This is a genomic window from Mycobacterium sp. PTI7 (genome assembly GCF_056679845.1).
In genome coordinates this window covers 3,961,308-3,975,591 of record NZ_CM155252.1, presented here as the reverse complement: position 1 = coordinate 3,975,591, position 14,284 = coordinate 3,961,308, and the positions used below count along the sequence as shown (strand labels likewise).

Below are 14,284 nucleotides of genomic sequence, written 5' to 3'. Positions count from 1 at the left end.
GCATCGCGACCGTTGCGCCGCCGGCGCTCGGTGGACTCCGCCTAGGCGTCGCGATCTCGGAACCGGAGTCGACGGCCCACGACGTCACCGGCGACCCGGTCGAGCGAGCGTCCGTTGGCGAACGCGTGCGCCCGAAGTCGGGCGTAGGCCTCCGGAGCCGCGACACCGAGTTGCACGACGACCATGCCGGTGGCCTGACGAACCTCCCGGGTGGGCAGCGGTCGATTCCACCATTCCGCCAACGTGCGGCTCAGCCCGCCCGTCGTACCCGCAAGCGTCGCCAGGGCCACGCCGGCCAGCTCGGCGAAGGTCATCGCGTCGTCGACGTCGTTGGAGCCGAACGGATCACGCGGGCCGCGACGGAGGTCCAGCACTCCGAGACGGATTGCTCCGAGACGCAGCGGCAGTGAGCACACGCGGTGCAGGTGCAGGTCGGAGGTGGTGCGAGAGAGCATCGGCCACCTGTGGAGCGCCTCGGCCGGATCGTGGACCGCGACGGGTTCGTCGGAGCTGAAGGAGTCCAGGGCCGGTCCCTCCCCGAGCGTGATCTGAGCCCACTCCAGTCTCTCGGCCGTCGGGTCGGTTGCAGAGGCGAATTCCAGACCCAGTCCTCCGGCGTGCAGGCTCACCCCGCACCCCTCGATGCGAAGCGCTGTGCTGCAGGCTCGGCAGAGCTGCGTGGCCAGGTCGGAGGCGTCAAGGGTGCGCAGGGCGCGGGCGAATCCGTGCCGGACGTCGTCGGTGGTCACGCGCGGAGCCCGTCGGATCGACGGGGGAGCAACGCAGCGCAATGGCGGGTCACTGCCACTTGATTGCTCGTGTGGGAACGCATCCGCGCCCCTCCCGTGGTCGGTGCCGCTGGGTCACGTTCCTCCTCACTGCTTGGGGAGGTACGCGCACAGCTAAGTGGTGGTGGTCGATCGTGGTCCGTCGAGCAAACCGTACAGAGTTTGCCAAAAGTGAATCTACGGTCACGCAAGTATTGCGTGACGCACTCAGGTAACTTACAGTTCCGACGGACCGGCCCTTTATGCCCAGGTAAAACGGGTGGTAGACGGTCAGTGGACGATTGCACCATCAAGTGGCCCGGGGGGGACGAAAATGTCACGATGCATCAGAACATTTGCCGAGGGAACGATTCCGCGGAGTCGGGGATCTGAGCGGCGCGTCCGAACCGATCAGACGGCGGCGCGGTGAAGGCCTACGGTTCCGTCGCGAGGGCACCGATCGGCGACGAGGTCCGTAGGCTCGACGTCGCGGAGCTGGCGGCAGAGCCACCGCACCGGAATGGCGCCCACATAGCTGGACCGCATCGCACGAGTGTCCTGGCGCCCCGATCCGCCGGGCCGTTCGGTCATGAACGCGAACTGCCGGAACGCGACGTGGCGCGTGGCGTGCGGGTGCTCATCATCGACGACTGCACCATGTCACGCGACAATCTTGCGGCCGCGCTGAAGCGGAACGGTCAGCCGGTATGTGTCGCGTGGGATCTGCCCTCGCTGGTGAGCGTCGACGACGGTCCGAAGCCGAGCATCGTGTTGCTGAACGTGACCACGCGGGACAGCGCGATGCTCGTCGGCGCGGCTCTCGAGATGTGCCCCGACGTACGCGTCATCGCGATGGGGGTCTCCGAGGACGACGAAACCGTGATCGTCGCGTGCGCCGAGGCCGGAGTCGCCGGCTACCACACCCGGTACCAGTCCTTCGACGACCTGCTCGTGCTGATCGCTCGGGTCGCCGCAGGAGAGACGATCTTCTCGCCGCGCGTCTCGTCGATCCTGCTCCGGCGACTGTCGTCGTTGGCCGCCGAACGTCAGCCCGCGGCCATGGAACTGGTCCTCACCGCACGTGAGGCTCAGATCCTGGGGATGCTCAAGGCCGGTCTGTCCAACCGCGAGATCGCATCTCAACTCTGCATCGCCGTCCACACCGTCAAGAACCACGTCCACAGCGTGCTGTCGAAGCTCGGCGTGAGCAGCCGTGCCGAGGCCGCCGCTCTGTCGCGCTCCATGGGCTATTCGTTCCGGATCGGATGAACTAGGCCGGTGCTAGTTCCGATTTGGTCCCTCGTGCCCATGTACCCGCGCCTCCTCCGGGCTCGATAGTTGGCGGGTGCCACGGGGTTGGCACGGATCCGCGTGATGGCAACGGGTGACGATTCGTCACCCGAGCCCACCCGGGGACGAGGACCACGGGGGGTGGGTACATGGCCGAAGGTCGGGGGTTCAGCGGGTCGGCGGAGACGCTGGTTCGCGAGGCGGTGCCGGCTCCGCCGTCGGGTGAGCGGCTGGGCGGTGTGGCTCGACGGTCGAGGTGGCAGCGGGACTACGTCGCGAGGTTGCGGGTGACGGATACGGTCGTGGTGATCGGCGCGATCGCCCTCGCCCAGGTCGTGCGATTCGAGGATCCGTTGCATCCTCCGGGTTATCCACGCTTCTTCCTCGTCGTGTTCTCGGTGACGTTCGCCGTCGTCTGGCTGTCGGCCCTGAGCGTGTTCCACACCCGCTCGGCACTGCTCGTCGGCACCGGTGTCGAGGAGTACCGTCGCGTGGTCTCGGCGTCGTTCTGGACCTTCGGCGCGATCGCGATCGTGACCCTGCTGCTCAAGGCGGACGTCGCGCGCGGGTACCTCGCCGTGGCACTCCCGGTCGGAACGGTGTGCCTGGTCCTCTCGAGGTGGGCATGGCAGGCGTCGGTGGCAGCCAGGCGATCCGCCGGCGAATACCGAACTGCCGTCTTGGCATTCGGTGACGAGGACGCTGTCGTGGGCCTGGCCGGTGAACTCACCCGCAACGTCGCCGACGGCTACGACGTCGTCGGTATCGGCATCCCGGGTTACGGGTCACCGCGCGACGAGACGATCGAGGTCAACGGCCGGGCGATCCCGATCGTCGGGGGCGAATCGGACATGCTCGCGGCCATTCGCTCCTGCGGTGCGGACACCGTGGCGATCGCGGGCACCGAGTACTTCGGGGTGCGCGGCATCCGCAGACTCATCTGGGATCTGGAACCGCTCGGCGTCGACCTGGTGGTCTCGACCGGGGTCATGGACGTCGCCCTCTCGCGCCTGGTGATGCGACCCATCGCCGGCCTGCCGCTCCTGCACATCGAGAAACCGCAGTACGTCGGGGCCAAACGCTTCCAGAAGCGCGCCTTCGACGTCACCTTCGCGGTGGCCGCCCTGCTCCTCACCCTTCCGGTGATGGTCCTCGCCGCCTGCGCGATCAAGTTGACGAGCCCCGGGCCGGTCCTGCAACGCTGCCCGCGCATCGGCATGGACGGGCAGCCGTTCTCGGTGCTCCGGTTCCGCACCACGACGGACGACGTCGGATGCGGATCCCGCCGTCGCCACACCGAGGTCGGAAAGATCCTGCGTCGGTTCAGCATCGACGGTCTGCCCACGTTCATCAACGTGCTCCGGCAGGAGATGAGCGTCGTCGGGCCGCGCGCACCGCGGCGCGAGGAGGTCGAGGCCTACGACGTCGAGGTACTGCGCCGACTGCTCGTCCGGCCGGGGATCACCGGCCTGTGGCAGGTGAGCGGCCGCGCCGACCTCGACTGGAACGAATCGGTCCGGCTCGACCTCGCGTACATCGACAACTGGTCCATGACCAGTGATCTCATGATCGTGACGAGGACGGGCAAGGCCGTCGTCGATCGCGCGGGTACGCGGCACCACGACCGTCTGCCTCGCCGCCTGGGTGACGAGCGCGTGCGCGACTTCGTCGAACTCCACCGCCGGATCTGCTGCATCGACGACGAACTCGCGCACGCCGGCCTGCTGCAGGCGCTGCAGCACCCGACGCGACCGTACGTGGTGTCCTTCGTCAACGCCCACGCCGCGAATCTCGTGTGGCGCAACCCACGTCTGTTCGAGAGCCTGTTGACGTCGGATCTCCTGCTGCGCGACGGAATCGGCGTGCAGTTGGGCTTGATGGCGTTCGGCAGGCCGGTTGGGCTGAACATGAACGGCACCGACCTGATCCCACAGATCGCCGGCGCCTACGCCGGCCGCCGCGCAGCGGTGTTCGGGACGTGCTCGCCGTGGCTCGATCGCTCCTGCGAGAAGTTGGCGGCCGCCGGTGTGATCGTGACCGCGAGCCATCACGGCTTCTCACCACCGCAGGTGTACGTCGACATGGCCGTCGCGACCACTCCCGACCTGATCATCCTGGCCATGGGGATGCCGAAGCAGGAGATGGTCGCCGGACTGATGCGCGATCAGCTCGACCATCCGGTCCTGATCGTGAACGGTGGTGCGATCCTGGACTTCCTCGGGGACCGGGTCACCCGGGCGCCACGGTTGATGCAGCGCACCGGAACCGAATGGCTGTATCGGCTGATGCTCGAGCCCCGCAGGCTCACCCGTCGATACGTCGTCGGCATTCCGGCGTTCTTCGCGCATGCCCTCCGGGCCAGACTCGTGACGCGCACGGAGTCCGAAACCCCGTGGGAAGCGCTACCGATGCGCACCGAGGCGGGATAGGTCGGCCATGACGATCGAGATGACTGCCCGCGTATCACCGCCGGCGGCGGCCGCCCGGCCGGTGTGCACGGGGACGGTCGGTATTGCGCCGCTGCGCATCGCCATCCTCGGCATCAACTACTGGCCGGAACCGACGGGGATAGCGCCGTACACGACGGGCCTCGCGGCCGACCTGACCGCACGGGGACATGACGTGCGGGTGCTGACCGGCTGCCCGCACTACCCGCAGTGGCGGAGGGGGAGCCGTGGGTCCAGGTTCCGCTCCGACGAGATCATCGACGGCGTCCGCGTCCGGCGCCTCAACCACTACGTGCCGTCCGGGCGTTCGTGGATCGGCCGTGCCGCGATGGAACTGTCGTTCGGTCTGCAGGTGCTGACGAGCGACTGGGAGGATCCCGACGTCGTCGTCTGCATCACCCCGCCGCTGCTGGCCACCTCCATTGCCGTGGCCCGAACACGTTTCACGAGACGCAGACCCGCGGTGGGCATCCTCGTCCACGACGTCTACGGGCGAGGAGCGGCCGAGGCGGGCATCGAGTCCCGAGTGGTCCGGCGGATCCTCGGAGCGGTCGAGTCCGCGACCCTGCGCGGCGCGGACGACGTCGCGGTGATCCATACCGGATTCGCGTCGGACCTCGTCGACGGTCTGGGGGTCGACTCGCGTCGCATCAGGGAGATCCGGAACTGGAACCACGTCGGCGCGCCGGATCCGGTCGAGAGCGCCGGCTTTCGCGCAGCGCGCGGATGGCACCGAGACGACGTGGTGATCCTGCACGCCGGCAACATGGGGCACAAGCAGGGGTTGGAGAACGTGGTGGCGGCAGCCCACATCGCGCAGAACCGCAGCAGTCGAGTACGTTTCGTGCTGCTGGGTGACGGCAGTCAGCGAGCCGCGCTGCAGTCGGCCGCAGCGGGTCTGCACAACCTCGAGTTCCTGCCGCCGGTGAGCGACGTCGACTTCCCGGCTGCCCTCGGGGCGGCAGACGTGTTGCTCGTCAACGAACGCCCCGGCGTCGCACACATGTCCGTGCCGAGCAAGCTCACCTCGTACTTCCGGTCTGGGAAGCCGGTCGTCGCGGCGATCGACCCGTGTGGCCTGACGGCGGGGGAGATGACCGCGTCCGGCGCAGGCGTCGCGGTCCCTCCCGATCGGCCGGACCTCCTCCTCAGCGAGGCGATGAGGCTCGCCGCGGATCCCGTTCTCGCGGAACGGCTCGGGGCGCGGGGACGGCGGTACTGCACGGCAGTGATGTCCGAGCGCCTGGCGCTCGACCGCTACGAGGAATGGATGATCGACCTCGCCGGAGCCAAGGGGTGACCGGCAAGCGGGCTTTGATCACCGGGATCACCGGCCAGGACGGGTCGTATCTCGCGGAGTTGCTGCTGGGCAAGGGCTACGAGGTGCACGGGATCATCCGGCGGGCCTCGACGTTCAACACGCGGCGCATCGACCATCTCTACGTCGATCCGCACGACCCCACGGCCCGACTCTTCATGCACTACGGCGACGTCGTCGACGGTTCACGACTGTCGGTGCTGCTCCACGAGATAGCGCCCGACGAGGTCTACCACCTCGCCGCGCAGTCCCACGTGCGGGTGAGCTTCGAGGAACCCGAGTACACGTCGAACGCCACGGGTCTGGGCACCGTGAGGCTCCTCGAGGCAATCCGCCAGACCGGCTTGGACTGCCGGTTCTACCAGGCGTCGAGTTCGGAGATGTTCGGGTCGTCACCCCCGCCGCAGAGCGAGGACACCCCGTTCCACCCCCGGTCGCCCTACGGCACCGCGAAGCTCTTCGCGCACTGGTCGACGCGCAACTATCGCGAGGCGTACGGGATGTTCGCGGTGAGCGGCATCCTGTTCAACCACGAGTCGCCGAGGCGAGGTGAGACCTTCTTGACGCGCAAGGTCTCCCGTGCGGTCGCACGAATCGCGGCAGGTCACGACGAGCCACTGTGGATCGGCAACCTCGACGCGGTGCGGGACTGGGGGTACGCCCCCGAATACGTCGAGGGCATGTGGCGGATGCTGCAGGTCGACGAGCCCGACGACTACGTGCTGGCGACGGGCCAGGGTCTCACGGTCCGCGAGTTCCTCGCCCTGGCCTTCGACGAGATCGGCGCGGACTGGAAGGATCACGTGCTCTTCGACGAGCGCTATCTGCGGCCCAGCGAGGTCGACCGGCTGGTCGGAGACGCCGCACGCGCGCACGCCGAGTTGGGGTGGAAGACGCAGGTCGGTCCTGCAGAACTCGTCAAGATCATGGTCGACGCGGACCGCCGGACACTCGAGGCGGGCGCCGAGGTCATCGATCGGCCCGCCCTGCCGGGATGGCAGTCCGGAGCACCTCGATGACCGTAGGACGGCGCGACTTCCTGAGATGGAGTGGCCTCGCCATGCTGGGAGCGGTGGCGGCCGTCGGCAGCGGGTGCGGGTCCGATCCGGTGGCACCGCTGCCGACACACGCCGGCCGGGAACTGATGAAGGTCGGCCTGTACACCTGGGACGAGATCTCCTACCTTCCACAGCAGATCGACTGGCTGGCCCTGACCTATGCCCGCGCCGGGGGAATGTCCGATCAGCTCATGCGATTCTGCGTGGAGAAGAACATCGAGGTGCTGGTGAACGTCACGCCGGCGGCGGACCGCACCACGTTCGGCACCGACGCCGAGTTCGTGTCCGCCTACATCACCCAGGTGGACGTCCTCCTTGCTCGGTACGGGCCCCGCGGCACGTTCTGGTCGGAGAATCCGACGCTGCGCTACGGCCCGGTGACACAGCTCGAGGTGTGCAACGAACCCAACTTCGGTTACGGGTTCGGTGCGGGCGGCAACGGCGTCGCGCCGCTCTATGCGCAGGTGCTGATCGCGTCGTACGACCACGTCAAGGCGACGTGGCCCGAGGTGCTCGTCGTCGGGTTCGCGGCGGGCGGTGCGTCGAATGCCGCCCCGGACTTCATCTCTGCGGCGTTCGAGGCTCTCCGTGCGGCGGGGAACACGAACTGCTTCGACGTCGTGGCGTTCCACCCGTACAGCTCGAACAAGCCACCCGAACAGGTCATCGTCGAGGAGTGGGGGCACTGGTCCGGCCGCGAGTCCATCGACTCCATCCGGCAGATCATGATGGAGTACGGCGTCACCACACCGCTGTGGATCACCGAAGTGGGGTACCAGATCTCGCGCGCGGACGGGGGTCTGTTCCCGGTCGACGACCTGGATTCGGCGGGGCAGCCGGAGACCGTCACGATGGCGCAGCAGGCCGCCTACACGATCCGCGTGAACATGGCAGCGGCGCGATTCGAGGTGCCGCGGGTGTATCACATGTTCACCGTCGACAGCGACAACTACAACGGCGGGTGGTTCGGCGCCGGTCCGACGCACGATGCCCGCCCGGTGGCAGTGGCCATGCGCCAGGTGATAGGCCTGCTCGACGGTGCGGACGGTCTCGAGATCGTCCTCGACGGTGCCGACGGAGAACCGGGAAGCCCCTTCGCCTATCGGTTCAGCACGCCCCGCGGATCGGTGCTGGTGGCATGGTGTCAGGTGCCGGGCACGTTCAAGCTGCAGCTGCCCGCCGGCACCGAGACGGTGGTCACCGACATGCTGGGCAACCAGCTGACCGTCACCCGGGAGGACACGCTGCAGGCGGCCCTGTCCGAGGCCCCGATCTTCCTGCACAGCTCGACGTCCTAGCCGGATGCCAGGCTCGGATATGTTCAGCTGGAATGGGTTTCCGCGTCCCGCGACTGGTCCCGGTCGGCAGTGGCCGGCAAGTCACCCCTACCCGTCAGGCTTCGGGCCATGACCCGAAGCTCGGCGAGCAGATCGGGGTGAAGGACGCGCAGCACCGCCGCGCCCACGCCCGCCGCGGCCGCCGTGCCGATGACGAGGACCAGCACCTCCCGGCCGTCGATCGAAGTGGCGACCAGTAGGTAGGCCGCGGTCATCCATGCTGCGAGGTGTACGGCCGGCAGCAGGGTGGTCACCTGCTGGCGAATCGACAACCCGACGAGGTGACGGCGGATCAGCCATTCCACCGGAACCAGAGCGGCGGTGGCCGCCGTGTAGCCCACTGCCACGCCGAACGGTCCGAACGGTAGGCCCGCGACGACGCCGACCGTTGCGGTGAGCACGGTGATCCATGCGTAGCGCAGGTTCAGCTTGTCCCGGCCGAGACCGAGAACCAGTGGCGACGTGGACGATTGGTAGATCGCCTGGAGAGCGCCCGCGATGGCGAGGGCCTGCACGATGGGGATGGCCGGCGCCCAGTCCGCCCCGAACACGAGGAGGACCAGCTGCGGCGCAGCAGCGGCGATCACCGCCATCACCGGGAGTGCTCCCGTCGCGACGGCGCGGGTGGTCCGCACGAGTTGGTGGCGCAGTGCCGGGATGTCGTCGGCCAGCCGCGAGAACGCCGGGAACAGCACCGTCGCCACGGTGGACAGTGCGAGCTGGACGGGGAGCAGTAGTAGCCGATAGGCAAGCCCGTAGAACGCCAGCGCCTGGGCTCCCTGGAACCTGCCGACCAGCAGGTTGTCGATGTTCCGCGACAGCGAGTTGATCAAAAGTCCCGCCACGAAAGAACGTCCGGAGAAGGCTGCGATCGTGCGCAGTCGGGACACGTGCAGGTTCGGTCGCCAACCCGCTCCGAACAGGAGCATCGCGGTCAGCAGTACGACGTCGGTGCCGACGGCTTGCACGACCACCGCCCAGTAACTGCCACCGGCGAGAGCGACCACGAGTCCTGCCAGCCCGCCGCCGAGTGCGGCGGTGATGTCACAGATGCCGATGGTGCGGAAGTTCATCTCGCGGATGAGCATGGCGCGTGGTGTCACGGTCGCGGCCCGCAGGATCAGGCTCGGCGCGAACACGACGAGGATCAGCGTCAACTCCGGTGTGTGCATGAACGCCGCCCAGAGCGGCGCGACGGCCACTGTCAGCCCGGCCAGTGCGGCGCCGACGACCATGTTCACCGACACCACGACGCCCGGCATGTCCGGCTCGACGTCCTTGCGCTGAATCAGCGCGCTGGAGAAACCCTGATCCACCAGCAGGCTGATGATCCCGATGTAGACCAGCGCCTGCGCGACGATGCCGAAGTCGTCGGGACCCACCAGCCGTGCGAGCGCGATCGTGAAGATCGACCGGGCAGCTTCGCGCCCGACGACCGACATCCCACTCCACCGCATTCCCGACGAGAGTGCTCCCGGGGGCACGCGCCCGTCCTAGTGGCTGATCTCGGGCACGTCGGCGACGAGTGCCGGTGCCAGGTGCAGGTATTCGGTGGTCTTGCGCTTCTGGTGGACGTCGCGGAACACTCGCGCCACCTGTTCCGCCGTCAGCCCCGTAGCGGCGCCGATATCGGGGACCGGCACTCCGTTGTTGAGGCCGAACAGGCACAGGTCCATACGGTCGTAGGGTAGCGAGAAGTAGAACTCCTCCTGCGACTGCGGCAGCGAATAGGTGTCCGTTGTCGATGGGCGGCTGCGGATCTCCGCTGGGACGCCGAGGTGCTCGGCCAGCGCATACACCTGCGATTTATACAGGTGGGCAATGGGTTTGACGTCTGCAGAGCCGTCGCCGAGCTTCACGAAGAAGCCCTGGTCGTACTCGAGCCGATTCGGCGTCCCGGACGCCACGTAGTTCAACCGGTCGGCGTGGTAGTACTCGAGCATCTTGCGCGCGCGCTGCTTGAAGTTGGTGGCGGCGACGATCCCGAGGTAGGCCTCGGTGGTCAGACGGTGGGTCGTTCGGGTGCCGTCCGGGGCGAGGATCACCACCGAGTACAGCCGGAAGCTGTCGGAGTCGATCACGCTGGGTAGCACGATCTTCGACTTGTAACCGGGCCCGTATTGCGGGACCACCATGCGGATTGCGTCGTCGCGCCGTCGGTAGCAGCCCACCGCCTCGAGCAGGGGAGAGATGTTCTCCAGCGTGGAGTCGATGCCGAGTGAGTCGGCCAGTAGGCGGCTCAGATCGATGGTCTCGGCGGAGGACTCGCGTTCGGGCATGTGCAGACCGAAGACACGGTCCTTGCCGATCGCCCGTACGCACAACGCCGCCGTGACGCTGGAGTCGATGCCGCCCGAGAGCGCCACCACGACACCGCGCCGCTTGGTCCTGGCGAGATACTCCGTCAGGGTCTTCGAGATGCGATCGACCTCGTAGTCGGCGTCGATCGCCAGACTGTCCGGACCGAACGGCTCTGTCCATTCGTTCATCGTGTTCCCCCACCATCGTCGATTGACATTGCTTCCACTGAGACTTCGGCCGATACGACCGTCACTGCGTTCGAGGTCACCGCGCCGGCACCGGATCGGCCGCGACGAGGTCGACGGCCACCGTCGGCTTCGACGACCTCGACTCGGGAGTGCCCCACTCGCCGTCGGCGATGAAGCACTCGTGGGTCAACTGGGTGGAGACGATCGCCAGGACCCGCATGTTGTCGGTGTTGCTCATGTGCGCGCCGGCGGAACGCGCACACTTGGCGAAGAGCCCGGCTACCAGCTTCGGGTCGAACACCCCCGCCTCGACGATGGCCCGCGCACCGGTGATCTCGTCGAACCAGGCGGGGCGGTCGTCGGTGAAGAAGCTGGCTGCGTCCGGTGCCCGATACGGCTGCTTGGGGCGGCGGAGGATCTCGGGTGGGATGACGTCGGCGAACGCCCGCTTGAGGAGGTGCTTCTCGTCGAGTCCGAATAGCTTGTGACGAGCGGGCAGCCGGTTGGCCAGCTCGATGACGTCGCGATCCAGGAACGGGAAGCGGCCCTCGACGGAGTTGGCCATGAGCATGCGGTCGCCTTGTGACGACAGGATGTACCCCGGCAGAAGTGTGGTCATCTCGAGCCACTGGGCGCGGCTCAGGGGGTCCCACTCCGCGCACTCGGACGGCATCGTCGCGCTGACGTCGGCACCGGTTGCCACACGGTCGCGCATGCCGGCGGAGAGCATCATCTTGATCGCCGACGTCGAATCCCACCGGGGCCGGTGTGAGACCGCCGGGTCGCGGACGTCGAAGTTGCGGCCGAAGAAGCTGCGCGCGAACGCCGGAGTCTTCCCCGGCGAGCGTTCCATCCACGGGTACAGCAGCTCCAACGCTCTCGCCCGGGTGGAGGATTCGGGGTCGCGGGCCAGGAAGTGGCGCACGCGGGACTCGCGGAAGATGTCGTAGCCGGCCAACGTCTCGTCGGCGCCCTCCCCGGTGACGACGACCTTGAAACCGCTCTCCGACACGAGTTTCGACAGCAGGTACATCGGCGCAGGCGCGGCCCGCACGATCGGAGTCTCGGTGCTTCGGATCACCTGCGGGAAGACGTCGACGATGTCCGACGGCCGCACGACGACGTCCTGGTGCCGGGTGCCGAGGGCGTCCGCCATCTGCTTCTGGAAGCCGCCCTCGTCGTACTCGCGGTCGGCGAATCTCAGCGAGAAGGTGTGCAGGGGCACGTCGGTGTAACGGGCTATCAGCGAGGCCGTGATCGACGAGTCCAGCCCGCCGGACAGGTAGGCGCCGACGGGCACGTCGCTGCGGAGGAACCGCAGTCGTGTGGCCTCGATGATGCGTTCCCGGAGTTCCGCGGCGTTGGCCTCGACGTCCTGGATCGCTTCAGCACCGCGCGCCGGAAACGTGACCTGCCAGTACGGCACGACGCGGAATCCCCGGCGGTCGAGCACGGCATAGTGCCCGGGGGGCACCTGCTCGACGCCGGCGAACACGGTGCGGGGGGCGACGGTGGACCAGTACGTGAACGTCTCGTCGATGCCGGCCGGATCGAATGCGCGCTGCACCGTGGGATCTGCGAACAGCGCCTTGACCTCCGAGGCGAACAGGAAGCGCCCACGGGCGCGGGTGAAGAAGAGTGGTCGCACTCCCATGCGGTCCCGGGACAGGATGAGGCGTTCTTCGCGCCGATCCCACAGTGCGACCGCCCACTGACCGTTGAAGCGGTCGAAGCAGGCCGGACCCCACTGTTCCCACGCGTGCACGATGACCTCGGTGTCGCTCGCGGTTCGGAACACGTGGCCCAGATCCCGGAGCTGACGCCGCAACTCGACGTAGTTGAAGATCTCGCCGTTGAAGGTGATCCAGAGCGAGCCGTCCTCGTTGCACATGGGCTGCGCACCCCCGGACGCGTCGATGATGGCCAGCCGCGTATGCGCGAGTGCCGCACGGCGGTCGCGGTAGTAGCCGTGCCCGTCGGGCCCCCGGTGCGCGAGCCGACCCATCATCCGTTCCAGCAGGTCGAGGTCCGGAGGGTTGCCGTCCTCGACGACCACGCCGCAAATCCCGCACATCAGAGGCCACCCCGTCTCGCCAGGGTCGCCGAGACGGCGGGCCACGCCTGCGCTGCGGCGTCGATGTCGTGGTCCGACAGTCGGATTGCGAGCACGTCCTCCAGGATCATCGCGGACGTCACGGCCTGTAGTCGGGGGTCGGTGGCGTGCCCGTGGTGATCGACGTCTGCGATCTCGGCGAGCACCCGGGCGGCGAGGTCACTGGTCATCCGGTCGGCCTCTCTCGTGGGGCGTGGTCAGCGCTATCGCGGTGGCGTACTCGTCGCAGTGCGACATGGAGATGCGGATGTCGACGATGCCGGTGCGGCGCGCCACGTCGAGCGCCGTTCCGGTGAGGCGAACCGTGGGGCGCCCGGTGCCCGTGCTCACGACCTCGATCGAGCGCCACGGCAGTGGACCGTCCCAGCCCCCGGGGAGCACCTTGGCGACGGCCTCCTTGGCCGCGAATCGAGCTGCGAAGTGCCGTTCCGGCATGGCCTTTCGGCCGCAGTAGTCGATCTCGTCGGTGGTGAACCAGCGGAGGAGGAAGGCGTCGCCGCGGTCACGAATCAGCCGTCGGATCCGCGCCACCTCGACGATGTCGATCCCCGCGTCCGTCGTCATCTGGCCGCTACCTCGGCGAGGCCGACGCGACGGACTGCAGCCACGCGGACGCCGCGATCTCCGAACCCTCGGCGTTGAGGTGCCCCAGGTCCGATGCGTATCCGGTGTGCAACGCGTAGTACGGCTGGTCGCGGTACTGCAGGCGGCGGCGATCCCCGTCGGGAGTCGTCGACTCGATGGCGGCGAGATCGAAGATCCGGTCCGCGGCGTACTCGGTGCGCAGCAGTGTGTTGTAACGCTCCCGTGCGACGTTCTCGCCCCGGCCGTAGCGGTCACTGCCGCCCAGTGCGATCTTGACCCGGTTCGTCAATCCGAGGTCGGTGGTGAGTGGCACCGTCACGTGGACGAACTCGATGTCCGGGTAGTCCTCTTCGAGGGCTGCGATGGTGTCGCGGTACGTTCCGAACAGCGCCGCGACGTCGGTCTCCGTCGTGATGTCGATGAAGCAGAGCTTCATCATCGCCACGTCGACGACGTCGCCCATCCCACCGCGCAGCGCCTTCTCGAAGTCCTCGATCTTGCGCAGCGGCTTCTCGTTCTCGCCGAGGAACGAATGTGAGATGAAGCCGCCCCGGGCTCCCGGCACGAGCCCGTCCAGTTCGATGCTCGGTGCCGGCGCACCCTGCCGTGCGTAGACGTCGACGACTCCGCCGAGGATGTTCTCGCCCACCGACTGGTGCCCGAAGAAGACCCGCGTCCGGTCGACGGTGTCCAGTTGCGCCGCGTCGACCGCCGGGACCACCTTGCCGCGTTCCGCCATCGACTTCTCCCTCCACACGTCGTCGAACGCTGCCGCGCCGGCGATGGCCAGCACGACGACTGCGGCGGGGACGCCCCATCGCAGGAGTCGCCGTCGGGGCGTCCTCCCTCGTGAACGAATTCTCATGACTCCTCCTCGTTC

At 67.9% G+C, this 14,284-nt stretch carries 12 protein-coding genes; 5 read left to right on the top strand and 7 right to left on the bottom strand.

Annotated features, from left to right (window positions below; genetic code table 11):
* Positions 1 to 41: 41 nt before the first annotated feature.
* Complete coding sequence (locus tag AC1MEY_RS19135) at positions 42 to 749, bottom strand: GAF and ANTAR domain-containing protein (protein WP_480227003.1); 708 nt, start codon at positions 747 to 749, stop codon at positions 42 to 44.
* A gap of 633 nt (positions 750 to 1,382) precedes the next feature.
* Between AC1MEY_RS19135 and AC1MEY_RS19130 the strand changes: the two genes are divergently transcribed.
* From AC1MEY_RS19130 to AC1MEY_RS19110, 5 genes are all read left to right on the top strand, one after another.
* Positions 1,383 to 2,036, top strand: coding sequence for a LuxR C-terminal-related transcriptional regulator (locus AC1MEY_RS19130; protein WP_480227002.1), 654 nt, complete (start codon positions 1,383 to 1,385; stop codon positions 2,034 to 2,036).
* A gap of 170 nt (positions 2,037 to 2,206) precedes the next feature.
* Positions 2,207 to 4,486, top strand: coding sequence for an exopolysaccharide biosynthesis polyprenyl glycosylphosphotransferase (locus AC1MEY_RS19125; protein WP_480227001.1), 2,280 nt, complete (start codon positions 2,207 to 2,209; stop codon positions 4,484 to 4,486).
* A gap of 7 nt (positions 4,487 to 4,493) precedes the next feature.
* Complete coding sequence (locus AC1MEY_RS19120) at positions 4,494 to 5,804, top strand: glycosyltransferase family 4 protein (protein ID WP_480227000.1); 1,311 nt, start codon at positions 4,494 to 4,496, stop codon at positions 5,802 to 5,804.
* Entirely contained in the window at positions 5,801 to 6,841 is a 1,041-nt protein-coding gene (gmd, locus tag AC1MEY_RS19115) for a GDP-mannose 4,6-dehydratase (protein ID WP_480226999.1), read from the top strand. Before AC1MEY_RS19120 ends, gmd begins: the two co-directional genes overlap by 4 nt.
* Positions 6,838 to 8,178 carry a hypothetical protein gene (locus tag AC1MEY_RS19110; RefSeq protein WP_480226998.1) on the top strand — a complete coding sequence of 447 codons (1,341 nt, stop codon included), beginning with the start codon at positions 6,838 to 6,840 and terminating at the stop codon, positions 8,176 to 8,178. Before gmd ends, AC1MEY_RS19110 begins: the two co-directional genes overlap by 4 nt.
* Positions 8,179 to 8,201: 23 nt before the next feature.
* Here the strand turns inward: AC1MEY_RS19110 and AC1MEY_RS19105 are convergent, their stop codons facing one another.
* The 6 genes from AC1MEY_RS19105 to AC1MEY_RS19080 form a co-directional block, all read right to left on the bottom strand.
* Positions 8,202 to 9,659 (bottom strand): lipopolysaccharide biosynthesis protein, encoded by a 1,458-nt coding sequence (locus AC1MEY_RS19105; RefSeq protein WP_480226997.1) that lies wholly within the window; start codon positions 9,657 to 9,659, stop codon positions 8,202 to 8,204.
* Positions 9,660 to 9,710: 51 nt separating this feature from the next.
* Positions 9,711 to 10,706 carry an NAD(+) synthase gene (gene nadE / locus AC1MEY_RS19100; protein WP_480226996.1) on the bottom strand — a complete coding sequence of 332 codons (996 nt, stop codon included), beginning with the start codon at positions 10,704 to 10,706 and terminating at the stop codon, positions 9,711 to 9,713.
* A gap of 76 nt (positions 10,707 to 10,782) precedes the next feature.
* Positions 10,783 to 12,762, bottom strand: coding sequence for an asparagine synthase (glutamine-hydrolyzing) (gene asnB / locus AC1MEY_RS19095; RefSeq protein ID WP_480226995.1), 1,980 nt, complete (start codon positions 12,760 to 12,762; stop codon positions 10,783 to 10,785).
* Positions 12,763 to 12,779: 17 nt separating this feature from the next.
* Entirely contained in the window at positions 12,780 to 12,989 is a 210-nt protein-coding gene (locus AC1MEY_RS19090) for a hypothetical protein (RefSeq protein ID WP_480226994.1), read from the bottom strand.
* Positions 12,979 to 13,383, bottom strand: a complete 405-nt coding sequence (gene acpS / locus AC1MEY_RS19085; protein WP_480226993.1) for a holo-ACP synthase — start codon at positions 13,381 to 13,383, stop codon at positions 12,979 to 12,981. Before acpS ends, AC1MEY_RS19090 begins: the two co-directional genes overlap by 11 nt.
* A gap of 7 nt (positions 13,384 to 13,390) precedes the next feature.
* The gene (locus AC1MEY_RS19080; RefSeq protein ID WP_480226992.1) at positions 13,391 to 14,269 is read right to left on the bottom strand and encodes a hypothetical protein; all 879 of its coding nucleotides are present in this window, start codon (positions 14,267 to 14,269) and stop codon (positions 13,391 to 13,393) included.
* Positions 14,270 to 14,284 lie beyond the last annotated feature (15 nt).

What these genes read in the sequence shown, in the direction of transcription:
- AC1MEY_RS19125 (WP_480227001.1), top strand. Translation starts at nt 2,207, where the DNA reads ATGGCCGAAGGTCGGGGGTTCAGCGGGTCGGCGGAGACGCTGGTTCGC.
- AC1MEY_RS19120 (WP_480227000.1), top strand. Translation starts at nt 4,494, where the DNA reads ATGACGATCGAGATGACTGCCCGCGTATCACCGCCGGCGGCGGCCGCC.
- AC1MEY_RS19110 (WP_480226998.1), top strand. Translation starts at nt 6,838, where the DNA reads ATGACCGTAGGACGGCGCGACTTCCTGAGATGGAGTGGCCTCGCCATG.
- AC1MEY_RS19105 (WP_480226997.1), bottom strand. Translation starts at nt 9,659, where the DNA reads ATGTCGGTCGTCGGGCGCGAAGCTGCCCGGTCGATCTTCACGATCGCG.
- nadE (WP_480226996.1), bottom strand. Translation starts at nt 10,706, where the DNA reads ATGAACGAATGGACAGAGCCGTTCGGTCCGGACAGTCTGGCGATCGAC.
- AC1MEY_RS19090 (WP_480226994.1), bottom strand. Translation starts at nt 12,989, where the DNA reads ATGACCAGTGACCTCGCCGCCCGGGTGCTCGCCGAGATCGCAGACGTC.
- acpS (WP_480226993.1), bottom strand. Translation starts at nt 13,383, where the DNA reads ATGACGACGGACGCGGGGATCGACATCGTCGAGGTGGCGCGGATCCGA.
- AC1MEY_RS19080 (WP_480226992.1), bottom strand. Translation starts at nt 14,269, where the DNA reads ATGAGAATTCGTTCACGAGGGAGGACGCCCCGACGGCGACTCCTGCGA.